The organism is Achromobacter arsenitoxydans SY8 (assembly GCF_000236785.1).
Classification (GTDB): Bacteria; Pseudomonadota; Gammaproteobacteria; order Burkholderiales; family Burkholderiaceae_B; genus Achromobacter; species Achromobacter arsenitoxydans.
Genome location: NZ_AGUF01000026.1, coordinates 1 through 24799 on the forward strand (window position 1 = coordinate 1; position 24799 = coordinate 24799).

Consider the following 24799-nt stretch of genomic DNA (forward strand, 5'->3'; position numbering starts at 1 on the left):
CAATCCGGTGGTGGTCCACGGCGGCGGCCCGCAGATTGATGACGCGCTGCGCCGTATCGGCAAGCAAGGCACCTTCATCCAGGGCATGCGCGTGACCGACGCGGAAACCATGGAAGTGGTGGAATGGGTGCTGGGCGGTCAAGTCCATCAGGACATCGTCATGATGATCAACGAGGTCGGCGGCAAGGCCGTGGGCCTGACCGGCAAGGACGGCGGACTGATCCAGGCCCAGAAGAAGCTGATGGCCAACAAGGACAATCCGTCCGAACCGATCGACATCGGTTTCGTGGGCGACATCACCATGGTCGAACCCGCCGTCGTGAAGGCGCTGCAGGACGACCAGTTCATTCCCGTCATCTCGCCCATCGGCTATGGCGAAGACGGCACCGCCTACAACATCAACGCCGATGTGGTCGCGGGCAAGATGGCCGAGGTCCTGGGCGCCGAAAAGCTGCTGATGCTGACCAACACCCCGGGCGTGCTCGACAAGGGCGGCAAGCTGCTGCGCAGCCTGTCGGCCCAGACCATCGACGAACTGTTCGAGGACGGCACGATCTCCGGCGGCATGCTGCCCAAGATCTCGTCGGCACTGGACGCTGCCAAGAACGGCGTGAATTCGGTGCATATCGTCGACGGCCGCGTGCCGCATTGCCTGCTGCTGGAAATCCTGACCGACCAGGGCGTCGGCACGATGATCAGCTCGCACTGATGAAATCCGCCTCCGCAGCGCCGCGCGCTTCCCTCTGCAGGGAGCGGCGTCGCTGATGCAAGTCCGTCGTCAACTGCTGCGGCCGGCTGTGCGCCTGCGCCGCTCGCGCAGCGTCGCCACGGGCGTTTCCGAACGCCTGTGGCTGTTCGACCTGGACAATACGCTGCACGACACGTCGCACGCCATCTTCCCCAAGATTGACCACGGCATGACCATGGCCGTGGCCGAGGCGCTGAACGTCGATGTGGACACGGCCAACCGCGTGCGCTCGCTGTACTGGAAACGCTACGGCGCCACCATGATCGGCATGGTCCGCCACCACGGCGTGGACGCGCACGAGTTCCTGCACCGCAGCCACGATTTCGACGTCGGTCCGCTGGTGCGGGCGGAAAAGGCGCTGGCCCACAAGCTGCGCCAATTGCCGGGACGCAAGGTGCTGCTGACCAATGCGCCCCTGCATTACGCCCGCGCGGTGCTTGCGCGCCTGGGCATCCTGCGCCAGTTCGACAGCCTGTGGGCCATCGAACACATGCGTCTGCATGGCGAGTTCCGGCCCAAGCCTTCGCCCGCCCTGCTGCGCTACGTGCTGGCCCGCGAGGGCGTTCCCGCCCACCGCGCCGTGCTGGTGGAAGACACGCTGGCCAATCTGCGCGGTGCGCGCCAGGCGGGTCTGCGCACCGTCCATGTGTATCACCCTGGCACGCCCTTCTCGCGCGGACGCACGCAACGACCGTCTTACGTCGACTTGCGGGTAAACTCCGTCAGTGATTTATTGTTACGTCGGCGGCCCTTGCGGGGCTGACGGCCCGCTCTTCCTCCCCTTCACCGTCATCCTGCGCAGAGCAGACCCGTCCATGGCGAGCAAACCCGGCGAGCGCAAGACCCAGATTCTGCAGACTCTGGCCGAGATGCTGGAGCAACCCCATGCATCCCGAATCACCACGGCCGCCCTCGCCGCGCGCCTGGAAGTCTCGGAAGCCGCGCTCTATCGGCATTTCGCCAGCAAGGCGCAGATGTTCGAAGGCTTGATCGAATTTATCGAAACCAGCATTTTCACGCTGGTGAACCAGATCGCCACCGCCGAGCCCTACGGCCTGAGCCAGGCCCATAAGACCGTCGCCATGCTGCTGACCTTCTCCGAACGCAACAAAGGCATGACGCGGGTGCTGACCGGCGACGCGCTCGTCACCGAAGACAACCGGCTGCAAGAGCGCATCAACCACATCAACGACCGGATCGAGGCTTCCCTGAAGCAATCGCTGCGTATCGCGATCACTGACGGCGGTCTGCCCCAAGAAACCAACGTCGCCGCGCACGCCAGCCTCCTGACGCATCTGGTGCTGGGCCGCTGGCTGCGCTACGCCCAGAGCGGCTGGCGCGTCGCGCCCACGTTGCATCTGGACGAACAGCTGCGCCTGGCGCTTGGCTGAGCCCCATTAGATCCGTAACACGAACAAATTAAGCTGAGACTGCGCGTCAGTTGCTGCATTTGCCGGCGCAATTACTTGGCTTTGACGCAACAACTACGCTTGCGGCCAAAAAGGGGCCGGGAGCATAATGCCCGGAGCAAGGTTTCCACAAGCACTAAGCTCCACCCACTTGATTCACATCAATACGGGTTTTCCTGAATGCCGTCACGATCATCCTGTAGCGTCGACACACCGATTTGATTGACCCCGTGCTCGCGGGCGGTGTTTCGTCAGTTTGACCTCAACCGGAGAAGGATATGGCCGCGGAAACCGCTGTCCCCGCCTCGCAAGCCCCCAAGAAAACCAAAATTCCAATCGGCCTCGTCGCCGGCATCGTCGTGATGATCGGCGTGCTGATGATGCCCCTGCCAGCGGAGCTGCCAGTTGCCGGCCACCGCATGCTGGCAATCCTGGCATTTGCCGTGGTGGTCTGGATTACCGAAGCCGTTTCCTACGAAGCCAGCGCGATCATGATCACGACGCTGATGGCTTTCCTGCTGGGCACGGCTCCGACAGTCAAAGACCCCAACGTGCTTTACGGCACCTCGGCCGCCATCAGCATGGCACTCACCGGCTTTTCGAACTCGGCGCTGGCGCTCGTTACCGGCGCCTTGTTCATTGCGGCGGCCATGACGTTCACTGGACTGGACCGGCGCATCGCGCTGGTCACGCTGTCCAAGGTGGGCACCAGCACCCGCCGCATCCTGATCGGATGTATCGCGGTGACGATCGTGCTGAGCCTGGTCGTGCCCAGCGCCACCGCACGCAGCGCGGCGGTGGTTCCCATCATGATGGGCGTCATCGCGGCCTTCGGTGTGGACAAGCGCTCGAACATCGCTGCCGGCATCATGATCATCGTGGCCCAGGCCACCAGCATCTGGAACGTCGGCATCCAGACCGCCGCGGCGCAGAACCTGCTGACGGTCGGCTTCATGGAAAAAATGTTGGGCGAACGCGTAGCGTGGTCGGACTGGCTGATCGCCGGCGCTCCCTGGTCGCTGATCATGTCGGCCGTGCTGATCGTCATCGTGCTCAAGCTGCTGCCGCCGGAAAGCAACAGCATCGCCGGCGGCAAGGAAGCCGTCGAGAAGTCGCTGCTTGACCTGGGCCCCATGACTGGCGCGCAAAAGCGCCTGATGGCCGTGTCGATCATGCTGCTGCTGTTCTGGTCTACCGAAGGCAAGCTGCACAAGTTCGACACGACCTCGACCACCTACTTCGGCCTGGTTCTGCTGATGTTGCCGCGCTTTGGCGTGATGACATGGAAAGACGTGCAATCGCGCATTCCATGGGGCACCGTGATCGTGTTCGGGGTTGGCATCAGCCTGGGCACCGCCCTGCTGACGACGCAGGCCGGCCAATGGCTGGGCAACCAGGTCGTGCAGCATACCGGCCTGGACCACCTGGGCCCGCTGGCCATCTTCGCCATTCTGGCTGCGTTCCTCATCATCATCCACCTGGGCTTTGCCAGCGCCACCGCACTGACTTCGGCCATGCTGCCGATCCTTATTTCGGTGCTGGCGACGCTGCCGGGAGACTTCAGCCGCCTGGGCATGACCATGCTGCTGGGCTTCGTGGTCAGCTACGGCTTCATCCTGCCCATCAACGCGCCGCAGAACATGGTGTGCCTGGGTACGGAAACCTTCAACGCGAAGCAATTCGCCAAGGTCGGGATCATCGTCACCATCGTGGGCTACCTGCTGATGTTGCTGATGGGCATGACCTACTGGCGCTGGCTTGGCTGGCTGTAAAGAGGCATCGTCATGAAACTCACGATCGCCCAAGCCAACGAGTACGGCCGCCGAGTGCTGACGGCGCAAGGCGTGCCCGAAGATATTGCCCGCGATGTGGCCGAGCATCTGGTCGAATCCGACCGCGTCGGCTACACCAGCCACGGCCTGTCTATCCTGACAAACTACCGCCGCGTGCTGTCGGAAGGCCTGGCGCAGGCCGATGGCCGGCCCGAGCTGGTCAACGACCGGGGCGCGATGCTGGCCTACGACGGCCATCATGGGCTGGGACAGTATGTGGGCAAGGTCGTCATCGAAAAGGCGATTGAACGCACGCAGGAGCACGGCCAGTGCATCCTGACCCTGCGCCACAGCCACCACCTTGGCCGCATGGGCCATTTCGGCGAGATGGTGGCGGCCAAGGGCCTGATCCTGCTGGCTTTCACAAACGTGATCAACCGCTCGCCGACCGTCGCGCCCTTCGGCGGCGCGCAGGCGTGCATGACCACGAACCCGCTGTGCTTCGCCGGCCCCCTGCCCGGCGGCCGCCCGCCGTTCATCGTGGACATGGCCACCAGCTCGATCGCCGTGAACAAGGCCCGGGTGCTGGCCGCCAAGGGCGAACAGGCGCCTCCCGGATCGCTGATCGACGCCGACGGCAATCCGACCACCGATCCTGGCGCGCTGTTCACCGATCCTCCGGGCGCGCTGCTGCCGTTCGGCGGGCACAAGGGCTACGCGCTGGGCCTGGTGGCCGAACTGCTGGCCGGCGTTCTGTCGGGCGGCGGCACGATCCAGCCTGAACACCCGCGCATCGGCGTGGCGACGAACAATATGTTCGCGCTGCTGCTGGATCCGCAGGTGGACTTCAATACGGACTGGCGGTCGATGGAGGTGGGCGCATTCATCGACTACCTGCATGCCTGCAAGCCGCAGCCTGGCGTTGAGTCGGTGCAGTACCCCGGTGAATACGAGGCCCGGAATCGGGCGGTCAACGCGGATTCGGTCGAGTTCGACAGCCGGATCTGGGATGGACTGACGAAACTGGCCGTGGACCTGGGCGTGCCCGAGGCGCTGCCGTAACGGTCTTCCTGTTCGTTTGTCGATGGCGGGCGCCTGGTGAATCCAGGCGCCCGCTTGTTTTGGGGTGTTGTTCGGTTCAGAGCGTTTGGCTTGCTGGCGTTGACCTGGGTTCTTGAGGCGCCCGGCACGGTGCGGGCCTGGGGCGCGCGGGGCTACGATTGCGGCCCGGAGCCTTCGCTCCGGGCTTCCCCGTTGTCAACCTCGTACGCCTTCGGCTCCCTACGGTTTCCCTCGGGCGCATCTACACGCCCCGCGCACCCCAGGCCCGCACCGCACCGGGCTCTGATGGTTTTATCTCCACCGGCGCTGGGATGACGCTTCGCGTATGGCCTGGTCTGGCCTGGTAGCTGCTCTGCCAGGTCTGCCAGGTGTCATACACCTTCCGCACGAAGCCGTTGCGCACCCTCGAAATCAGACGCCAAACCGGAGGGGAGGAACGAAGACCGAGACGACTCTGCGTACAACTGATCGCCAAGAGCCACGCCGTCGATCAGGTCTTCACCGACCGGTGCCGGCTGATGCTCATCATGATCCCGAACGCGATCCCCATCGTGAACAACGCCGTCCCGCCGTAACTCATGAACGGCAATGGCACCCCCACGACTGGCAGGATCCCCGTGACCATCCCGACGTTCACGAACACGTAGATGAACAGCATCATCGTCAGCGCGCCAGCCAGCAGCCGTCCGAATTGCGACGAGGCCCGGGATGCGATCGTCAGGCCGCGGGCCATCATCAGGCCGTACAGCACCAGGATGGCGATGCCGCCGTACAAGCCGAATTCCTCGGCGTAGACGGCGAAGATGAAGTCGGTGGTTCGCTCGGGAATGAAGTCCAGATGGGTCTGCGTGCCCTTCATGTAGCCCTTGCCGTAGACGCCGCCCGAGCCGACCGCGATCATTGACTGGATCGTGTGGAATCCCTTGCCCAACGGGTCGGAACTGGGATTGAGCAGCGTGCAGACGCGGTGCTTTTGATAGTCGTGCAGCACCACCCAGTTCACGTCGGGTTCGCAGAGCTGGTCCTCGTAGTAGACCAGCGTGCCGATGCCGATGACGCCCGCAAGCATGACCGGCACCAGCAGCTTGAACGACAGGCCTGCGAAGTAGATGACGAAGAAGCCCGCGCCGAACACCAGCAACGCCGTGCCCAGGTCAGGCTGGAGCACGATCAGCCCGAAAGGCGCAGCCAGCATCGCCGCCGCCGCCAAGAAGTCGCGAATACGCACGGCGCCTTCGTGGCGCTGGAAGTACCAGGCCAGCATCATCGGCACGGCGATCTTCATCATTTCGGAGGGCTGGATGCGCGTCACGCCCAGGTTCAGCCAGCGGGTCGCGCCCTTGCTGGTTTCGCCGAAGAATTCCACGCCCAGCAGCAGCACGACGCCCACCACATAGAAGGGCAATGCCAGCTTCATCAGGAGCTTGGGCGGAATCAGCGCCATCGTCCACATCGCGAAGAACGCGATGATGAAGTTGCGGGATTGTTCCGCGAAGCGCCAGTCGGTGCCACCCACCGCGGAATGCATGACCGTCAGGCCCAGGGCGGCAAACATCATCAGGATGGCCAGCAGCGGCCAGTCGAACGCCGTGAACACGCGCAGCAGGATCAGGCCCAGACGCTTCATGGTTGACGCACCAGGTCAGAGGTGATGGTTTCGACGGTGGCCATGGCGTCCGCGCGCTCGGGGCGCACGATCTTGTCCTGCCGGTCCTTTGCCAGCCAGTAGTCGAACACCTTGCGCGCGACCGGCGCCGCCACGCTGGCGCCCCAACCGGCGTTCTCGACGATCAGCGACACGGCGATGCGCGGATGTTCGAGCGGCGCGAAGCCCATGAAGAGCGCGTGGTCGCGCAGGCGCTCGTCGATGGCGCTGGCGCGGTAGTGGCCGCCGCGCAGGCTGAACACCTGAGCGGTGCCGGTCTTGCCGGCGGCCTGGTACGGCGTGTTGGCGAACGCGCGCCGCGCCGTGCCGGCCCGCACCACATCGGCCATTGCGTTCTTGATCACATCCACGTTCGCCTGCTTGAGGGGAATGCGGTAATCGGGCGCCGCTTCGGTGGGCTTGGCCACGCCCGTGCGCGGATCGCGGACCGCGTGCACCAAGTGCGGACGGCGGTACAGGCCATTGTTGGCCAGGGTGGACGTGCCCTGCGCCAGCTGCAGCAGTGTGAAGGCGTTGTAGCCCTGGCCCACCGCCACGGAAATCGTCTCGCCCGCGTACCAGCGCTGGCGCTCCTTGTCCTTGTAGGCCGAGCGCTTCCAGTCGGTGGATGGCAGCACGCCGCGCTTTTCGCCTTCGAGGTCGATGCCGGTGATCTGGCCGAAGCCGAATTGCTTGGTGAAATCGTGCAGCGCGTTCACGCCGATTTCGGGGCCCAGCGAATAGAAATAGGTGTCCGAGGACACCACGATGGCCTTGTGCATGTCTGTCATGCCGTAGGCCGCGCCGCCAGCGTTGCGGAACTTCTGCCCCCCGAATTCGTAATAGCCGGGGTCGGACACGCGGTCGGTCGCGCGGCGCTTGCCGAGTTCCAGCGCGGCCAGGCCGACGAAAGGCTTATACGTGGAGCCGATTGGATAGGTGCCGTACAAGGGACGGTTGATCAGCGGGTGGTCGGGCGACTCGTTCAGCATGCGCCAGTTGTCCACATCAATGCCGTCCACGAACAAGTTGGGATCAAAGGACGGCTGCGACACGAAGGCCAGGACTTCGCCCGTATCCGGATCAATGGCGACCAGCGCGCCACGCTGTCCCTCGAAGGCCTCTTCCGCCACTTTCTGCAGGCCCATGTCGATCGACAGCATGATGTCCGACCCCGGCACCGGATCAATCCGGCGCAGCGTGCGCATGGGGCGGCCGCCGGCGGTCACTTCGACCTCTTCGAGGCCGGTGCGGCCGTGCAACTGCTCTTCCCAGGTTTTTTCGATGCCCTTCTTGCCAATGACCTCGGTGCCGCGATAGTTGCCCAGCTGGCCGGCGCGGTCCAGTTCTTCGATGTCGTTGTCGGCAATGCGGCCGATGTAGCCCACTACGTGCGCGGCGGACAAGCCCTGCGGGTATTCGCGCACCCAGCGCGCGCGCAGCTCCACGCCCGGAAACTGGAACGAGTGCGCCGCGAACCAGGCCGCCTCGGTTTCATTCAGGTTGTTGCGCAGCTGCAGGCTGGCGTAGCGGCTGGACTCGGCGGCGCGGCGCTTGAAGCGGCGCTGGTCGGCCGGGCTGATATACACGACCTCGGTCAGGCGCGCGAACAGCTCATTCATGTTGCCGGCCTGGGCGGGCACGACCTCGAGCGTATAGGTGCGGTAGTTGCGGGCCAGGACTTCGCCATTGCGGTCGAGGATTTCGCCGCGGCGCGGCGGAATCGGCACGACGGCGATGCGGTTGCGGTCCGCGCGTTCGGACAGGCCTTCGTAGCGATCGACCTGCAGGTACCAGAACCGGCCCACGAGGACGCCGAAGCAGACCAGCGCAAACGCGCCGCCCACCCAGGCGCGCAGGCGGAAGCGCTGCTTCTGCTGCTGGCCGGTTTTCTTGAATTCAAACATGACGCGACGCCGCCGTCAGGCGGAAGAGGATTCGGCGTCGTCGACGCCGCGTTGCGGCAGGTGCAGGACCCAGCCCGCCAACGGCCACAAGGCGGCCGTCAGCAGCACGCTGATGCCCCAGTCCCAGCCCGGCCACTTCCCGGCCAGCCACGCCTGGATGATCTGCGTCACGAAACGGGCGATCAGGAACACCGGCAGCATGTGCATCGCCTGGCTCCAGAGATCGAACCGCTGCAGGCGGCGGTGCAGGACCACGGCGCCGTAGGCGACCAGCGTGTAGGACAGGGCATGCTCGCCGAGCAGGCCGGCGTCGTGCACGTCCATCAGCAAGCCAAAGAAAAACGCGGTGAACAGGCCAACACGGCGCGGCTCGTGTACGCACCAGAAGGCGATGATGAGCAAAAGCACGTCGGGCGCGCCCTGCCACAGGCGCCAGGGCAGCAGCGACACCAGCCACGCCAGCAACACCGTACCCCAGACGAAGACCCCGTGCGCGGGACCCGACAGCCTGTCGGGCTGCACGTTGCTGGGCGTGCCCAGGCGGCGCCGGGGTTGCCCGGCGGTTTGATTAGTCCGATCCACCGGAATCGACCTCCTGACGGTTGGACTCGGCGCGATCCACATCCACCTGCAGAACCAGGAAGTGGCGATAGCGTTCGGGGTGGGCTAGCGGTTCGCACACGGCGCGCGCGAAACCGGATGCGGTGTCGCGTTCGACCGAGGTCACCTTGGCCACGGGCAGCCCAGCGGGAAAGAGGCCGCCGACGCCGCTAGTGACAATAGTATCGCCTTCCTTGATGTCGGCATTGGCCGCCAGGTAGCGGACTTCCATCTTGCCGGGCGAATTGCCGCCGAAGGCGATCAGGCGCAGCCCGTTGCGCAGCAGTTGCACGGGAATGGAGACCTGTTCATCCGTGACCAGCGCGGCCTCGGCGGTCATGGGTGTGACACGCACGATCTGTCCGACAACGCCGCCTTCGTCGATCACAGGCATGCCGGGGGCCAGGCCCGCCTTGCTGCCCTTGTTGAAGACCAGGCGCTGGGTGAACGCGTTGGTGGGCTCGTACATGACTTCGACCACGACAGCGGACTGCGCCACGGTGTCGGTCACGCCCAGCAGGCGGCGCAGTTGCGAATTTTCAGCGGCCAGCTGGGCCGCATGGGACGCAACCTGGGCCAGTTCGATGCGCTGGCGCTGCAGGGCTTCGTTTTCGCTGCGGATGAGATTGGCCGCGTTGACCCATTCATTGACCTGCTGGACGAGGTCTCGCGGCGCCATGACGGCACGCTGGAACGGGTATAGCGCGACGGAGATCGCCCGACGCGCCGGCTCCAGCATGCGCCACTGGGAATCTATGACAATCAGGGCCAAGGCAAGGACGACCAGGACGACCAGCCGCACCTCCGCGGGTGGGCCGCGCCTGAATAGGGGAGGAGTCCCTTGTCGTTGCATGAATTTCAGCCCGGGCGCCCGCGTCCGAGGCTCCCACAGCGGCCGGAGCCAAAAGAAAGCGGGGCTCCGGGCTGGCGGGCGGGATTAGTCGTTGATGAAGATGGCGCCCAGTTTCTCAAGGTGTTCCAGCGCCTCGCCGCAACCCCGCACGACGCAGGTCAGGGGATCGTCGGCCACCACGACCGGCAGGCCGGTCTCTTCCTGGAGCAGACGGTCCAGGTCGCGCAGCAATGCGCCGCCGCCGGTCAGGGCGATGCCCTTGTCGGTGATGTCGGCGCCCAGTTCGGGAGGCGTCTGTTCGAGGGCGATCTTGACGGCCGAAACGATCTGGTTGAGCGGATCGGTGAGCGATTCCAGGATCTCGTTGGACGACACCGTGAAGCTGCGCGGCACGCCTTCGGCCAGATTGCGGCCCTTGACCTCGATCTCGCGGACTTCGGAACCCGGGAATGCGGAGCCGATTTCCTTTTTGATCAGTTCGGCCGTGGGTTCGCCGATCAGCATGCCGTAGTTGCGGCGGATGTAGTTGACGATGGCCTCGTCGAACTTGTCGCCGCCGACGCGCACGGAACCCTTGTAGACCATGCCGCCCAGCGAGATGACGGCCACTTCGGTGGTGCCGCCGCCGATGTCCACGACCATCGAGCCGCTGGCGTCGGACACCGCGAGGCCGGCGCCGATCGCGGCGGCCATGGGTTCTTCGATCAGGAAAACGTGGGAAGCGCCGGCGCCAAGGGCCGATTCGCGGATGGCGCGCCGTTCAACCTGGGTGGAGCCGCAAGGCACGCAGACGATGATCCGCGGGCTGGGCGCCAGCATGTTGCGGGGGTGCACCATGCGGATGAACTGCTTGAGCATCTGTTCCGTGACCGTGAAGTCGGCGATGACGCCGTCCTTCATGGGCCGGATGGCCTCGATGTTGCCGGGAACGCGGCCGAGCATCTGCTTGGCTTCGTGGCCGACGGCCTGGATGATCTTCTTGCCGTGAGGCCCGCCTTCATGACGGATTGCGACCACGGAAGGTTCGTCGAGAACGATACCCTTGCCGCGGACGTAGATCAGCGTATTGGCGGTACCGAGGTCGATCGCCATATCGCTGGAAAAATAACTGCGCAGGAATCCGAACATGGGAGCTCAGCTAAATTCTGGGGGGAATTGGGGTCATGCCGCGGGGCGTCTGGCCCGTAAAACCACGGGTCGGCCTGTCATCACGGCGATTAAACCGTGAATCATAACTTATAATTTCACCGGAAATAGCGCATAAATGCAGGCTATTCAAGCTTTGTAACGGGTTCGGCATGTGCATACTGCCCAGTCCGCCCTTCGGCCTTCGCTCATCTATTTTGCAATTCCCCCATGGCGCTCAATGACAAAGATGTGGCCCGCATTGCCCGGCTGGCCAGAATCGAACTGACTCCCGACCAGCGCACCGTCGCGCAGGCCGAGCTCAACGGCATCCTCCACCTCATCGAACGGCTGCAGTCCGTCGATACCCAGGGCGTCGAACCCCTGGCCCACCCCTTGTCCGCCCACGAGGACATTGTGCTGCGCCTGCGTGAAGACGCCGTGACCGAAGCCGGTTCGCAAGCCCGCCGCGAAGCGCTGCTGGCCAATGCTCCCGATGCCCAGGAAGGCCTGTTCCTGGTTCCCAAGGTCCTGGAATAAGTCATGACGAAACCCGCCCTGCATACCCAATTCGAGGGGATCGCCGCCCTGCGCGCGGCCCTCGCACAACGCCACATCAGCGCCGTCGACCTGGCGCAAAGCGCCCTGGATGCCGCCGAAGCGGCCAGCGGCCTGAACAGCTTTTTACATATTGACGCCGAATTGACCCTGGCGCAGGCGCGCGCAGCCGACGCCGCGCTGGCGGCCGGCACTGCGGGCCCGCTGGCCGGCATCCCGATCGCCCACAAGGACGCCTTCGTTACGCGCGGCTGGCGCACCACGGCCGGCAGCAAGATGCTCGACGGCTACGTCAGCCCGTTCGACGCCACGGTCGTCGAACGCCTGGGCGCGGCCGGTGCAGTGTCGGTGGGCAAACTGAACTGCGACGAATTCGCCATGGGGTCCGGCAACGAGAACTCCGCCTACGGCGCCGTGAAGAACCCCTGGGACCACACCGCGGTGCCGGGCGGGTCCTCGGGCGGTTCCGCCGCCGCCGTGGCCGCCCGCCTGGTGGCCGCCGCTACCGGCACCGATACCGGCGGCTCGGTGCGCCAGCCCGCCGCCCTGTGCGGCGTCAGCGGCATCAAGCCGACCTACGGCACCGTTTCGCGCTACGGCATGGTGGCCTTCGGCTCCAGCCTGGACCAGGCCGGCCCGCTGGCGCCCAGCAGCCGCGATCTGCTTGAATTGCTGGACGTGATCAGCGGCTTCGACCCGCGCGACGCCACCAGCCTGGAAAAATGCGACAGCGCCGTGAATGAACCCGGCCGCGTGCGCCGCGACTTCGACGCCGCCCAGGGCCGCTTCGACGCCGCCGGCAGCCAGCCCCTGAAGGGCCTGCGCATCGGCGTGCCTGAAGAGTACTTCGGCGCCGGCCTGGCGCCCGACGTCGCCGCCGCGGTCCAGGCCGCGCTGGCGCAATTCGAGGCGCTGGGCGCCGTACGCGTGCCGGTGTCGCTGCCGCGCACCGAACTGGCCATTCCCGCCTACTACGTCATCGCCCCCGCCGAAGCGTCCAGCAACCTGGCCCGCTACGACGGCGTGCGCTACGGCCACCGCGCCGCGCAGTACGGCAACCTGGACGAAATGATCAGCCGCTCGCGCGCAGAAGGCTTCGGCGACGAGGTCAAGCGCCGCATCCTGATCGGCACGTACGTGCTGTCCCATGGCTACTACGACGCCTACTACCTGCAGGCCCAGCGCCTGCGCCGCCTGATTGCGCAGGACTTCCAGCGCGCCTTTGCCGGCCAGTGCGACGTCATCATGGGACCCGTCACGCCCACGGTCGCCAAGAACATCGGCGACAACCGCGACGACCCGACCGCCGACTGGCTGGCCGACGTCTACACGCTGGGCGTCAGCCTGGCGGGCCTGCCCGCCATGTCGATCCCCTGCGGCTTCGGCGGTGAAAAGCAGATCCGCCCCATCGGCCTGCAGATCATCGGCAACTACTTCGACGAAGGCCGCCTGCTGGCCATCGCCGACCGCTACCAACACGTGACGGACTGGCATAAGCGTGCCCCTGTCCAGCAAGGCTGAGAACATGAACTGGGAAATCGTCATCGGCCTGGAAACGCACACGCAGCTTTCCACTGGCTCCAAGATTTTTTCGGGCAGCAGCACGCAATTCGGCGCCGCCCCCAACACGCAGGCCAACGAGGTCGATCTGGCGCTGCCCGGCAGCCTGCCGGTCATGAACCGCGGCGCGGCGGAACGCGCCATCCGCTTCGGCCTGGCCGTGGGCGCCACCATTGCGCCGCGCTCGGTTTTCGCGCGCAAGAACTACTTCTACCCCGACCTGCCCAAGGGCTACCAGATCAGCCAGTACGAGCTGCCGGTCGTCGTGGGCGGTTCGCTGTCGTTCTTCGTGGGCGAAGAAGAAAAAACCGTCAATCTGACGCGCGCCCACCTGGAGGAAGACGCCGGCAAGTCCCTGCACGACGACTTCAACCTGTCCAATGGCGCCCCCGCCAGCGGCATCGACCTGAACCGCGCCGGCACCCCGCTGCTGGAAATCGTGACCGAACCCGAAATGCGTTCCGCCGCCGAGGCCGTGGCCTACGCTCGGGCGCTGCACAGCCTGGTCGTCTGGCTGGGCATCTGCGACGGCAACATGCAGGAAGGCTCGTTCCGCTGCGACGCCAACGTATCGGTCCGCCCGGTGGGCCAGAAAGAATTCGGCACCCGCACCGAGATCAAGAACGTCAACTCGTTCCGCTTCCTGGAACGCGCCATCACGTATGAGGCGCGGCGCCAGATCGAACTGATCGAAGACGGCGGCACCGTCGTCCAGGAAACCCGCCTGTACGACGCCGACCGCGACGAAACGCGCAGCATGCGCAGCAAGGAAGACGCGCACGACTACCGCTACTTCCCCGACCCCGACCTGCCCACGCTGGTGATCTCCAGCGCCTGGGTGGACGAGGTCCGCGCGGCCATGCCCGAACTGCCGGCCGCCCAGCGCGCCCGCTTCGAATCGGAATACGGCCTGCCCGCGTACGACGCCGCCCAGCTGACCGTCAGCCGTGACCTCGCCTCCTACTTCGAGGTCGTGGCGCACGCGCTGCCGGCCGGCCAGGCCAAGCTGGCCGCCAACTGGGTCATGGGCGAAGTCGCCGCCGCGCTGAACAAGGAAGAAAAGTCCATCGCAGAATCGCCCGTGGCAGCGCCGGCGCTGGCCGCCCTGATCGGCCGCATCATCGACGGCACGATCTCCAACAAGATCGCGCGCGAAGTCTTCGGCGCCATGTGGGCCGGCGAAAACGGCGGCCAGGCCGACGCCATCATCGAGGCCCGCGGCCTGAAGCAGATCAGCGACACGGGCGCCATCGGCGCCATGATCGACGAGGTGCTGGCGGCCAACCCCGCCATCGTGGACGAGTACCGCGCCGGCAAGCAGAAGGCGTTCAACTCGCTGGTCGGCCAGATCATGAAGGCTGCACGCGGCAAGGCCAACCCGCAGCAGGTCAACGATCTGCTCAAGCAGAAGCTGGATAGCTGATAAACGGGCCGTGCCGCCAACGCGCGGACCGGCCCAATATCAGACTGAATCGGAGGCCGCGGCATCTTGCCGCGGCCTTTTGTTTAGCCAAGAATGGTCAGGTCGATTTCGCCGGAAGCCAGACCATGAACTATATCGAGATCAGCAGCAGCGACTTGCTGCACAGATTCACCGACTACCTGCAGGCCGTCAGCCTCGGGCAGCACTTCATCATCTCTGTTGACGGCGTGCGCCGCGCCAGGCTCACGCCCGTCCTGCCCGAGACATCGCTGGACGCGCACGACGCCCTGGAAGCAATGAAGCGCATGCACACGAGCGCCCCCGTCTCGCACGAGGTCATCCGATCGTGGATCGAAGAAGGCCGGCAATGAACTCCATTCACCTGGTCCCCGACGCGTCGGTCGCCCTAGCGTGGCTGCTGGACCGCATTGACGTTCACGAATCACTGCTGGCCCGGCACCTGCTTGAAGTCGCCCACGGTTCGCACAATACCGTGCCGCATATCTGGCGCGTGGAAGTCGCAAACGGCGTTCTTCGGGCCGAACGCAGTCAGCGCATCTCCGAAGACCAGGTATCCGCCTTCAATCAACTTCTCGATAACCTGCCCATTTCCCCTGATCACCACGATACGGCTTTCAGCATTTCGCGCACCTGCCAACTTGCCCGCACCCATGGGTTGACCGCCTATGACGCCAGCTATCTCGAGCTCTCCTTACGACAGCGAGCCTGCCTGGCCACGTTTGACCGCAAACTGGCGGACGCCGCCCGAGCCAGTGGCATCGCCGTGTTCGGGCAACCCCACGGCGTCGCAGAGCCCGTCGCACGCTATCTTCCCCAATGACAAAGGGCGGCCCACGGCCGCCCTTTGTCTTGCATCCAGTAAAAGGGCGCTTTACTTCACCCCATACTTCGTCCGATACGCCTGCACCGCATCGCGGTTTTCGGCGAAGGACGCATCGCCCTGCAGCAGCGCCATGATGTCCGTCAGCGACGCGATCGCCACCACGGGGATGCCGTAGGTCTTGGCCACGTCCTGCACGGCCGAATGCGGCGACAGCGCATCGTCCGGGCCAGCGCGCTCCATGCGGTCCATGGCGATCAGCACCGCGGCCGGTTCCGCGCCGGCGGCGCGGATGATTTCCACCGATTCACGCACAGACGTGCCAGCCGTAATGACGTCGTCGATGATGACGACCTTGCCCTTGAGCGGCGCGCCGACCAGCGTGCCGCCTTCGCCGTGATCCTTGGCTTCCTTGCGGTTGTACGCAAAGGGAACGTCGCCGCGGCCCTGCATGTCCGGATGGCCGGCCAGCGCCACGGCCGTGGCAGTCGACAACGGAATGCCCTTATAGGCAGGCCCGAACAGCATGTCGAAGGCCACGCCGGAGTCCAGCAGCGCCTGCGCGTAAAACTGCGCCAGCTTGCCGACCGAGCGGCCGCTATTGAACAGACCCGCATTGAAAAAATAGGGACTGATTCGGCCCGACTTGACCTTGAAGCTGCCAAAGCGCAGCACGCCCTCGTTCAAGGCGAAGCGGACGAAATCAAGGGCGGTGGCGGAAGATTGAGCGGCGGGCATGCAGGTAGGTCCGGTAGATGGCAGATCCCGGCATTTTATCCGCTGTCGGCGCGGGATCCGGGTGGCCCCGCCGAGTCGGTTAAATTCCTGGCATTGTCCGCGCCTCGCGGCCGCACTACAGGAGTCTCGCTTTGCTGCGCATCACGTCGATCAACCTCAATGGCATTCGGTCCGCCTTCAAGAAGGGCCTGCAACCGTGGATGGAAAAGCACGCCGCCGATGTGCTGTGCCTTCAGGAGATCAAGGTCTCCCACGAAGACCTGACCGACGAGCTGCGCCATCCGCCCGGCTACACCGGCCATTTCCACCACGCCGTCAAGAAGGGCTACAGCGGCGTCGGCATCTACCTGCGCGATCCCGCGGAGCGCGTGAACACTGGCCTGGGCTGCGAAGAGTTCGACCCCGAAGGCCGGATCATCCGCGCCGACTGGAAGGACCTGTCGGTGATCAGCGCCTACCTGCCCTCGGGTTCCAGCGGCGACGAGCGCCAGCAGGCGAAGTATCGCTTCCTGGACCGTTTCGGACCGTGGATCGACGCGCTCATGCATGAGCACAAGACCACCGGCCGGGAATTCGTCATCTGCGGCGACTGGAACATCGCCCATAAGGAAATCGACCTGAAGAACTGGAAGGGCAACATGAAGAACTCGGGCTTCCTGCCCGAAGAGCGCGCCTGGCTGACAGACGTGTTCGACAAGCGCGGCTTCGTTGACGTGTTCCGCACCATCGACGACCGCCCCGACCAGTACACCTGGTGGAGCAACCGCGGCCAGGCCTGGGCCAAGAACGTCGGGTGGCGCATCGACTACCAGATCGCCACCCCCGGCATCGCGGCCAAGGCCCGCAGCGTCGCCATCTACAAGGACGAACGGTTCTCGGACCACGCGCCTCTGACGATCGACTACGACACGACACTGCGCGCGTGATTTTTCTCAAATAAATAAAGGGGACGCATGTTTGTGTTTGCCCCGGCAAGAAGGTCCGCAGAGGCCAGCCGGGAGATCATTTTCCTGGGGGACACGTAGACATCCTCCTATGAGCAAACCATCAACTAAATTGGGGACATATTAATTTCCCCAGCAAATTCAAGCATTGACCAGCAGCGGAAGGGCTTTTCCCCCATCCTTCCGAACCATGCCGCCATGAAGCGTCCCCATATATCAAACGAAAAAACCCGTTTGATATCAATGCGCTGGAGCGATTTTCAGCTTTGCGCAGGGCAACAATTTGCCCCTACAATTCCGCACCATCCAGGTGCAGCCATGCACCAGAACATAGATTTAGCGCCCCAACCTGGCGCATTTCCGCACCTATTCGAAGCACCCCCGAGGAGATCATGGTGAAAGTGCAGAGTCTGGACGACTTCCTGCGTGGCGTCGCCGCGCGCGACCCGCAGCAACCCGAGTACATGCAAGCCGTCCAGGAGGTGATGCTGAGCCTGTGGCCCTTCGTCGAGAAGCACCCCCACTACGCCGAGCACGCCCTGCTTGAACGCCTGGTCGAACCCGAGCGCGTCATTCAGTTCCGCGTCTGCTGGACCGACGACCAGGGCCGCGCCCAGGTCAACCGCGCTTTCCGCATCCAGCACAGCTCCGCCATTGGCCCGTTCAAGGGCGGCATGCGCTTCCACCCGTCGGTGAACCTGTCGATCCTGAAGTTCCTGGCGTTCGAACAGACCCTGAAGAATTCGCTGACCACGCTGCCCATGGGCGGCGGCAAGGGCGGCTCCGACTTCGATCCCAAGGGCAAGTCCGACGCCGAAGTCATGCGCTTCTGCCAGGCCTTGATGATCGAGCTGTACCGCCACCTGGGCCCGGACACCGACGTGCCTGCCGGCGATATCGGCGTGGGCGCGCGTGAAGTCGGCTTCATGGCCGGCATGATGAAGAAGCTGTCGAACTCGACCGCCAGCGTGTTCACCGGCAAGGGCCTGACCTTCGGCGGCAGCCTGATCCGCCCCGAAGCCACCGGCTACGGCACCGTGTACTTCGCGGAAGAAATGCTCAAGCGCGTCGGCAAGTCGTTCGACGGCCTGCGCGTGTCCGTGTCGGGCTCGGGCAACGTGGCGCAGTACGCCATCGAAAAGGCCATGGCGCTGGGCGCCCGCGTGATCACTGTGTCGGATTCGAACGGCACGGTCGTGGACGAAGCCGGCTTCACGCATGAGAAGCTGGTGGCGCTGATGCACGTCAAGAACGACCTGCGCGGCCGCCTGGACACCTACGCGCGCCAGTTCGGCCTGCAATACGAAGCCGGCAAACGCCCGTGGCACGTGCCCGTGGACGTGGCCCTGCCCTGCGCCACGCAGAACGAGCTGGAACTGGCCGATGCCCAGACGCTGATCAAGAACGGCGTGCTGTGCGTGGCCGAAGGCGCCAACATGCCCGCCACCCTGGAAGCCGCCAAGGCCTTCATCGCCGCGCGCGTGCTGTACGCGCCGGGCAAGGCCAGCAACGCCGGCGGCGTGGCGGTGTCGGGCCTGGAAATGGCGCAAAATTCAGCCCGCCTGTCTTGGACTCGCGAGGAAGTGGACGCCCGCCTGCATGCCATCATGCGCGACATCCATGAAAACTGCGTGCGCCACGGCCACACCGAGCGCGAGTACGTGAACTACCTGGACGGCGCCAACATCGCCGGCTTCGTCAAGGTTGCCGACGCCATGCGCCAGCAAGGGCTGTACTGATACCGGACCCCATGCGCGGCGCCGGACACCGGCCACGCCCATGAGAAAGGCCGACTCGCGCAGAGTCGGCCTTTTTTGCATTCCTGTACGGCGCGGGCGCCGCAAAACAGCAGGATCAGTGCTTCATGGCGCCGTGGTCATGGCTCATGCCGGGGTTGTGCGACGCCGGTTTGACCTTGAACTGCACGGCCACCTCGCCCGCTTTTTCGAACTTCAGCGTGGCCGGCACGGTGTCGCCGTCCTTGAACGGCGCCTTCAGCTTGATGAACATGACGTGGTAGCCGCCCGGGCTGAGTTTGACCTCTGTGTCCGCGGGCAACGCGATGCCGCCTTCGACCTGGCGCATCTTCGACACGCCGTTCTCGGTTTGCACCGTGTGCAGCTCCACGCGTTCGGCGGCGTTCGACACCACCGACAGCAGGCGGTCCGGGGTCTTGGCGTCGTTGTCGATATCCATGTATCCCGCGCCGTTGGCCTGGCCCGGCGCCGAGGCTCGGACCCAAAGGTCATCGACCTCGATCTGGCCGACCTTGTAGTCCTTGGCCCACGCCGAACCGGCGGCGCACAGGCCCAGGGCGGCGACGACGGCGAGCTTGCGGATGTTCATGGGTGTCCTCCTAGGGGTTAACGCCGCCGGACCAGACTGCGGGCGGCTGACAGGACCGAATCGGTCAAGGCTTCCATCGCCTCGGAGTTTACCCGCCAATGCTGCCAGTAGAGCGGCACGTCTTCCCAGGCCCGGCCTCGCAGCAGGACCAGTTGACCCGCGTCAAGATGCTCCTGCACGAGCGGCAGGGGGTTCATGGTCCACCCCAGCCCGCCCAGCGTGGCCTGCACGAACGCGCGAGAGGACGGCACCCACCAGACCGGCGGCTGCCACGGTGCGGGATCGGCGATCTTGTGCGCGAAGCGCGCCTGCAGCGCGTCCTTGCGGTTGAACACCAGCACGGGCGCCTGCGCCAGCGTCTGCGCGTTGACCCCCGACGAGAAATAGCGCTTGTGAAAAGCCGGCGTGCACGTGGCCACGTAGCGCATGCTGCCCAGGGCGTGAATGCGGCAGCCCTGCACCGGGTCCGCCAGCGTGGTCACGGCGCCCAGCACTGAACCGTTGCGCAGCAGTGCCGCGGTGTGGTCCTGGTCTTCGGACAGCATGTCCAACGTGGCCCGCGTGCGCGCCGAGAACTGCAGCGCCGCGTCCACGAACCAGGTTTCCAGGCTGTCGTGGTTGACGGCAATGGGGATGCTCGCATACGGCACGTCATCGTCCGTCACGCCCAGCCGGTTGAGCGCGTCATGTTCCAGCAATGCCGTCTGCTCGGCAAGCCGGACCAGCACCTGACCGTCCGCCGTGGCGGCAGCGGGCACCGTGCGCTGCACCAGCAGCCGGCCCATGCGGTCTTCCAGCGACTTGATCCGCTGCGATACCGCAGAGGGCGTCACGCTCAGGGAAAGCGCGGCCCGTTCGAAACTGCCTTCGCGCACCACCGCGGCCAGCGCCCGCAGATTCCCGTGGTCGATTTTCATGTGATTAGAATTACTTAATATAGTGAAGGAAAATTAGCTGTATTTCATATTGGCGGCAAGTGAAAATACCGTATCGCCGCCCGCTCCCCCCGCGCCCGGCTCCATCAAAGCGCCGCCACAGGCGTTGCAGTCACAGGTAGCACGCACCATGTTCGCCAGCTTTTCATCCCCTCTCTTTCTGACCGCCTGGGCCAGCGGCACGGCCACCGGGCTGGGCCTGTTCGCCGTCGTAGGCGCGCAAAGCGCGTTCATCCTGCGTCAGGGGCTGATGCGCGGGCATCTGCTCAGCGTGGTCGCCATCTGCGCGCTGATCGACGCCGTCTTCATCTTCGCAAGCGTATCTGGCCTGCAGGCCCTGACGTCCTGGTTCCCGTGGCTGACCACTGCCGTGCTGTGGTTCGGTGTGGCCTTCCTGCTCTGGTACGCGGCGCAATCCGCGCGCCGCGCCTGGACCGCGACGGGCGGGCTGTCCGCAGCGCGCGACGTAGTGCCGTCCCGCCGCGCCGCCATGCTGGGCGCCCTGGGCTTTTCGCTGCTCAATCCGCATTTCTGGCTGGACATGGTGGTGGTGGGCTCGCTGGCGCACGGCTTTGACGACGCCCGCATGGCGTTCGCGGCCGGCGCCTTCACCGCCAGCCTGCTGTGGCTGGCGGTGCTGAGCATCGGTTCGCGGCTGTTCGCGCCCTTCTTCGCCAGCGCATCCGCATGGCGAATCCTGGATGGCGTGATCGCGGCGGTCATGGCCGCCCTGGCGGTCAGCCTGGCGGTCAAGGGCGTCTAGGACCCGTCAATCCGCAGCCCGCAGAATGGCCCCGGACGCGCCGGCCCAGCGCCAACACTTTTATAATCGGCCCTTCACCACTTTCGCCGGGCGCACGGCCGGCCCGCCAGATGGTCATGCGCGGTCCCACCCCCTCCAAAGACGTGCGTCTGCCGCCGCTCGCCGCAATCCAGGCGTTCGAAGCGGCAGCCCGGCTGGGCTCTTTTGAGCGCGCCAGCGAAGAGCTTTTCGTCACCGCCAGCGCCATCGGCAAACGGATCGCCGCGCTGGAAGGCTTGCTGGACGTCACGCTCTTTATCCGCAGCAGCCGCGGCGCCGCGCTGAGCGCCGCCGGGCGCGAATACCTGGAACAGGTGCGCACGGCGCTGGACCTGCTGTCCGACGCCTCGCTGCACAAGCGCGGCGAACCCAAGCTGGAGACGCTGCGCGTCGTGTCCACGCCCACGTTCGCCCGCCAGGTGCTCATCCCCGCCCTGCCCAGTTTCACGACGGACCACCCCGACGTCGAACTGGAAATCCTGCTGTCCATTCCCTACCTGGACATCATGCCGCCCAATGCCGATGTATGGATCCGCTTCGGCAGCGGCAAGTATCCCGGCCTGCACGCGCGCCAGCTCACGCAGGACCCGGTGTTCGCAGTCTGCTCCCCCGGCTATCTGAAGGCTCGCGGCCCGATCATGCGGCCCGAGGACATGGCGCCAGCGGATCTGCTGCGCTGCCCGATGGAGCCCTGGCGCCCCTGGCTGGCGGCGGCCGGGCTGGACTGGCCCGAACCATCGCGGGGTGTGTGGCTGGTTGATCTAGGCATGATGCTGGCTGCGGCTCGCGCAGGCCAGGGCGTGGCGCTCACGCGCCGTTCGCTGGCGGCCGAGTGGCTCGATGAAGGCAAACTGGTGCGGCTGCTGGACGTGGAGATTCCCAGCGAATCCCAGTATCACCTGTGCACGGAAAGCGCGCGCGCGCCCGGCGGTGCGGCCCAAGCGTTTTCCCTATGGCTGGCCGCTGTCTGCCAACGCGCATCCCAATGGCCATGCGGCTCTCAGGCCGATCAGGAATAAATTTCCAGTACCCGGCGGAATGAATTTCCGCATACCGCAGAGCCGCGATGGCTAGGATGCGGCCGACGCGATTGCGCGCCGGCCGCGCATCGCACGCCGACAACGCGCTGCAACCCGCGCCGCCATTCAGCCCGATGACAGCTACCTTGCAATGGCGCATATCCGCACTAGGTATTTACGCGGAAAAACCCCGCCGGGTCAGATTCGCGTAAGCGATTAAGCAGACAGTCACGACACGCAACAAAGGAGAGCGCCACAAAACCTCTATTCCGCCGACTGGCGCCGGCGCACGGCTTTCTACGCAGTTCCACCAATTACAACGGAGACATCCATGGATTTTCGTTTGAAGTTGCTTGCAGGAACCCTTGCTTTTGCCGCATCGGCTGCGTCCTACGCCGCCGACCCCATCAAGATCGGTGTGGCCGGCCCCTACACGGGCGGCTCGTCCTCCATGGGCGTCAGCATGCGTGACGGTGTGCGCCTGGCCATCGAAGAGATCAACAAGAACGGCGGCGTGCTCGGCCGCCAGCTTGTCGCAGTCGAGCGCGACGACGAAGCCAAGAACGAACGCGGCGTGCAGATCGCCCAGGAACTCATCAACAAAGAACAGGTCACGGCCACCGTCGGCTACATCAACACCGGCGTGGCGCTGGCCTCCCAGCGCTTCTACCAGGACGCCAAGATCCCCGTGTTCAACAATGTGGCCACGGGCAGCGTGATCACGCACCAGTTCAAGGCGCCGGAATATCCCGACAACTACGTGTTCCGCAACGCGGCGCACGACAGCATCCAGGCTCCGATGATCGTGGAAGAAGCGATCACCCGCCGCGGCTTCAAGAAAGTGGCGATCCTGGCCGACTCCACCAACTACGGCCAGCTCGGCCGCGAAGACCTGGAAAAGGCCCTGGACGCCAAGGGCATCAAGCCCGTGGCCGTTGAAAAGTTCAACATCAAGGACGTCGACATGACGGCCCAGCTGCTCAAGGCCAAAGCCGCCGGCGCCGAAGCCGTGCTGACCTACGGCATCGGTCCCGAGCTGGCGCAGATCGCCAACGGCATGACCAAGCTGGGCTGGAAGGTGCCGATCATCGGCAGCTGGACGCTGTCCATGGCCAACTACATCGACAACTCCGGCACCAACGGCGAAGGCGCGCGCATGCCGCAGACCTTCATCCAGGATCCGGACACGCCCAAGCGCAAAGCCTTCATCGACGCCTACCTGGCCAAGTTCAAGCCCAAGAACAACCGCATCGACTCGCCGGTGTCGGCGGCCCAGGGCTACGACTCGATCTTCCTGCTGGCCGCCGCCATCAAGCAGGCCAACTCCACCGACGGCGCCAAGGTGCGCGAAGCGCTGGAAAACCTGCAGGCGCCGGTCGAAGGCGTGGTGATGACCTACAACAAGCCCTTCACGCACGACAACCACGACGCGATCACCGCGAAGGAAGTGGTCATCGGCGAGGTCAAGGGCGGCCGCGTCATCAAGGCCAACTAAGTCCCGACAAGCAGGAAGGCGGCGGCTGCCCGGCCGCCGCCGCCCGTGCCCCTACCCTGGGGCGCGGGGCATGCAGCCGCCTGAAAACAGCGTTCTGCCCAAGGGGGTTGGGACGGAACAAAGCGCCTCAAGACACACACCATGATTCTTCTACAGCTCATCTATAGCGGTATCGCGCTAGGCATGATCTATGCGGTCATTGCGTTCGGATACCAGCTCACATTCGCCACGTCGGGCACCTTGAACTTTGGCCAGGGCGAAGCCCTGATGCTCGGTGCGCTCGTCGGACTCACGCTCGTCGGCCTGGGCGTCAACTACTGGGTCATGATTCCCATCGTCTGCATCTTCGGCTTCGCGCAGGGCGCGCTGGTCGAGCGCGTGGGCGTCAGACCGGCCATCAAGACACGGTCGGAGTTCGGCTGGATCATGGCCACCATTGCGCTGGGCATCATTTTCAAGAACGTGGCCGAAAACATCTGGGGCCGCGACGATCTGCGCTTTCCCTCGCCGCTGCCCGAGGCGCCCATCCAGGTGCTGGGCGCCAACGTCCTGCCGATGGAGCTGCTGGTGGTGTTCGGCGCGTTGGGCATGATGATCCTGGTGGAGATCTTCAACCGCAAGTCGATCTACGGCAAGGCCTTCGTGGCCACGTCCAATGACCGCGACGCCGCAGGCCTGATGGGCATCAACACCGGCATGGTCATCACGTTCTCGTACGCGCTGTCGTCGCTGACGGCGGCCTTTGCCGGCGTGCTGGTAGCGCCCTTGACGCTGACCGGCGCAACCATGGGCGCGGTCCTGGGCCTGAAGGCCTTCGCCGTCGCGATCATCGGCGGCCTGTCCAGCGGGATGGGCGTCGTGGTGGGCGGGCTGATCCTGGGGATCGCCGAAACGACCACCGGTTTCTATCTTTCAACGGGGTACAAAGACGTGCCGGGATTGGTGTTGCTGCTGCTCGTTCTGACCTTCAAGCCCGCCGGCCTATTCGGCAAGACCGCGATCAAGAAGGTGTAAGCG

At 65.0% G+C, this 24799-nt stretch carries 24 protein-coding genes; 16 read left to right on the forward strand and 8 right to left on the reverse strand.

Annotated elements, in window-relative coordinates:
- From argB to KYC_RS05480, 5 genes are all read left to right on the forward strand, one after another.
- A partial coding sequence (gene argB / locus KYC_RS05460; RefSeq protein WP_008159705.1) for an acetylglutamate kinase occupies window positions 1-709 on the forward strand: 709 nt, incomplete at its 5' end.
- Between the two features lie 55 nt (window positions 710-764).
- Window positions 765-1511 carry a pyrimidine 5'-nucleotidase gene (locus KYC_RS05465; RefSeq protein WP_008159708.1) on the forward strand — a complete coding sequence of 249 codons (747 nt, stop codon included), beginning with the start codon at window positions 765-767 and terminating at the stop codon, window positions 1509-1511.
- Between the two features lie 52 nt (window positions 1512-1563).
- Window positions 1564-2139: a nucleoid occlusion factor SlmA gene (slmA, locus tag KYC_RS05470; protein ID WP_008159710.1), complete on the forward strand. Its 576-nt coding sequence runs from the start codon at window positions 1564-1566 to the stop codon at window positions 2137-2139.
- A 296-nt stretch (window positions 2140-2435) separates the two neighbouring features.
- Window positions 2436-3929 (forward strand): DASS family sodium-coupled anion symporter, encoded by a 1494-nt coding sequence (locus KYC_RS05475; protein ID WP_008159712.1) that lies wholly within the window; start codon window positions 2436-2438, stop codon window positions 3927-3929.
- Between the two features lie 12 nt (window positions 3930-3941).
- Window positions 3942-4991 carry an Ldh family oxidoreductase gene (locus KYC_RS05480; RefSeq protein ID WP_008159714.1) on the forward strand — a complete coding sequence of 350 codons (1050 nt, stop codon included), beginning with the start codon at window positions 3942-3944 and terminating at the stop codon, window positions 4989-4991.
- Window positions 4992-5481: 490 nt separating this feature from the next.
- On the opposite strand, the gene rodA is transcribed toward KYC_RS05480, so the two are convergent.
- The 5 genes from rodA to KYC_RS05505 all read right to left on the reverse strand — a co-directional run bounded on the left by rodA (window position 5482) and on the right by KYC_RS05505 (window position 11124).
- Entirely contained in the window at window positions 5482-6618 is a 1137-nt protein-coding gene (rodA, locus tag KYC_RS05485) for a rod shape-determining protein RodA (RefSeq protein WP_008159716.1), read from the reverse strand.
- The gene (mrdA, locus tag KYC_RS05490) at window positions 6615-8543 is read right to left on the reverse strand and encodes a penicillin-binding protein 2 (protein ID WP_008159719.1); all 1929 of its coding nucleotides are present in this window, start codon (window positions 8541-8543) and stop codon (window positions 6615-6617) included. The genes rodA and mrdA overlap by 4 nt, the downstream gene beginning before the upstream one ends.
- Window positions 8544-8558: 15 nt before the next feature.
- Window positions 8559-9125 (reverse strand): rod shape-determining protein MreD, encoded by a 567-nt coding sequence (gene mreD / locus KYC_RS05495; protein WP_008159720.1) that lies wholly within the window; start codon window positions 9123-9125, stop codon window positions 8559-8561.
- Window positions 9112-9996 (reverse strand): rod shape-determining protein MreC, encoded by an 885-nt coding sequence (mreC, locus tag KYC_RS05500; protein WP_043517648.1) that lies wholly within the window; start codon window positions 9994-9996, stop codon window positions 9112-9114. Before mreC ends, mreD begins: the two co-directional genes overlap by 14 nt.
- 84 nt (window positions 9997-10080) lie before the next feature.
- Entirely contained in the window at window positions 10081-11124 is a 1044-nt protein-coding gene (locus KYC_RS05505) for a rod shape-determining protein (RefSeq protein ID WP_006216320.1), read from the reverse strand.
- Window positions 11125-11352: 228 nt separating this feature from the next.
- Between KYC_RS05505 and gatC the strand changes: the two genes are divergently transcribed.
- The 5 genes from gatC (at window position 11353) to KYC_RS05530 (ending at window position 15503) form a co-directional block, all read left to right on the forward strand.
- Window positions 11353-11661 carry an Asp-tRNA(Asn)/Glu-tRNA(Gln) amidotransferase subunit GatC gene (gene gatC, locus KYC_RS05510; protein WP_008159730.1) on the forward strand — a complete coding sequence of 103 codons (309 nt, stop codon included), beginning with the start codon at window positions 11353-11355 and terminating at the stop codon, window positions 11659-11661.
- Window positions 11662-11664: 3 nt separating this feature from the next.
- Entirely contained in the window at window positions 11665-13200 is a 1536-nt protein-coding gene (gene gatA, locus KYC_RS05515; protein ID WP_008159732.1) for an Asp-tRNA(Asn)/Glu-tRNA(Gln) amidotransferase subunit GatA, read from the forward strand.
- Window positions 13201-13204: 4 nt separating this feature from the next.
- Window positions 13205-14662 (forward strand): Asp-tRNA(Asn)/Glu-tRNA(Gln) amidotransferase subunit GatB, encoded by a 1458-nt coding sequence (gene gatB / locus KYC_RS05520; protein ID WP_008159734.1) that lies wholly within the window; start codon window positions 13205-13207, stop codon window positions 14660-14662.
- A 125-nt stretch (window positions 14663-14787) separates the two neighbouring features.
- Complete coding sequence (locus KYC_RS05525; protein ID WP_008159736.1) at window positions 14788-15033, forward strand: hypothetical protein; 246 nt, start codon at window positions 14788-14790, stop codon at window positions 15031-15033.
- The gene (locus KYC_RS05530) at window positions 15030-15503 is read left to right on the forward strand and encodes a type II toxin-antitoxin system VapC family toxin (RefSeq protein WP_008159738.1); all 474 of its coding nucleotides are present in this window, start codon (window positions 15030-15032) and stop codon (window positions 15501-15503) included. The genes KYC_RS05525 and KYC_RS05530 overlap by 4 nt, the downstream gene beginning before the upstream one ends.
- A 51-nt stretch (window positions 15504-15554) precedes the next feature.
- Here KYC_RS05530 and pyrE read toward each other — a convergent pair whose 3' ends face one another.
- Window positions 15555-16241, reverse strand: coding sequence for an orotate phosphoribosyltransferase (gene pyrE / locus KYC_RS05535; RefSeq protein ID WP_008159740.1), 687 nt, complete (start codon window positions 16239-16241; stop codon window positions 15555-15557).
- A gap of 131 nt (window positions 16242-16372) precedes the next feature.
- On the opposite strand from pyrE, the gene KYC_RS05540 reads away from it, so the two are divergent.
- Window positions 16373-17167, forward strand: a complete 795-nt coding sequence (locus tag KYC_RS05540; RefSeq protein ID WP_008159742.1) for an exodeoxyribonuclease III — start codon at window positions 16373-16375, stop codon at window positions 17165-17167.
- A 410-nt stretch (window positions 17168-17577) separates the two neighbouring features.
- The gene (gene gdhA, locus KYC_RS05545) at window positions 17578-18924 is read left to right on the forward strand and encodes an NADP-specific glutamate dehydrogenase (RefSeq protein WP_008159744.1); all 1347 of its coding nucleotides are present in this window, start codon (window positions 17578-17580) and stop codon (window positions 18922-18924) included.
- A gap of 115 nt (window positions 18925-19039) precedes the next feature.
- Here gdhA and KYC_RS05550 read toward each other — a convergent pair whose 3' ends face one another.
- Complete coding sequence (locus KYC_RS05550) at window positions 19040-19531, reverse strand: copper chaperone PCu(A)C (protein WP_008159746.1); 492 nt, start codon at window positions 19529-19531, stop codon at window positions 19040-19042.
- A 17-nt stretch (window positions 19532-19548) separates the two neighbouring features.
- Window positions 19549-20448: a LysR family transcriptional regulator ArgP gene (locus KYC_RS05555; protein WP_008159748.1), complete on the reverse strand. Its 900-nt coding sequence runs from the start codon at window positions 20446-20448 to the stop codon at window positions 19549-19551.
- A gap of 148 nt (window positions 20449-20596) precedes the next feature.
- Between KYC_RS05555 and KYC_RS05560 the strand changes: the two genes are divergently transcribed.
- From KYC_RS05560 to KYC_RS05575, 4 genes are all read left to right on the forward strand, one after another.
- Window positions 20597-21229: a LysE/ArgO family amino acid transporter gene (locus KYC_RS05560; protein WP_008159751.1), complete on the forward strand. Its 633-nt coding sequence runs from the start codon at window positions 20597-20599 to the stop codon at window positions 21227-21229.
- A gap of 116 nt (window positions 21230-21345) precedes the next feature.
- Entirely contained in the window at window positions 21346-22287 is a 942-nt protein-coding gene (locus KYC_RS05565) for a LysR substrate-binding domain-containing protein (protein WP_043517656.1), read from the forward strand.
- Window positions 22288-22618: 331 nt separating this feature from the next.
- Window positions 22619-23782 carry an ABC transporter substrate-binding protein gene (locus tag KYC_RS05570; RefSeq protein ID WP_008159754.1) on the forward strand — a complete coding sequence of 388 codons (1164 nt, stop codon included), beginning with the start codon at window positions 22619-22621 and terminating at the stop codon, window positions 23780-23782.
- Between the two features lie 141 nt (window positions 23783-23923).
- Window positions 23924-24796 carry a branched-chain amino acid ABC transporter permease gene (locus tag KYC_RS05575; RefSeq protein WP_006216335.1) on the forward strand — a complete coding sequence of 291 codons (873 nt, stop codon included), beginning with the start codon at window positions 23924-23926 and terminating at the stop codon, window positions 24794-24796.
- Window positions 24797-24799 lie beyond the last annotated feature (3 nt).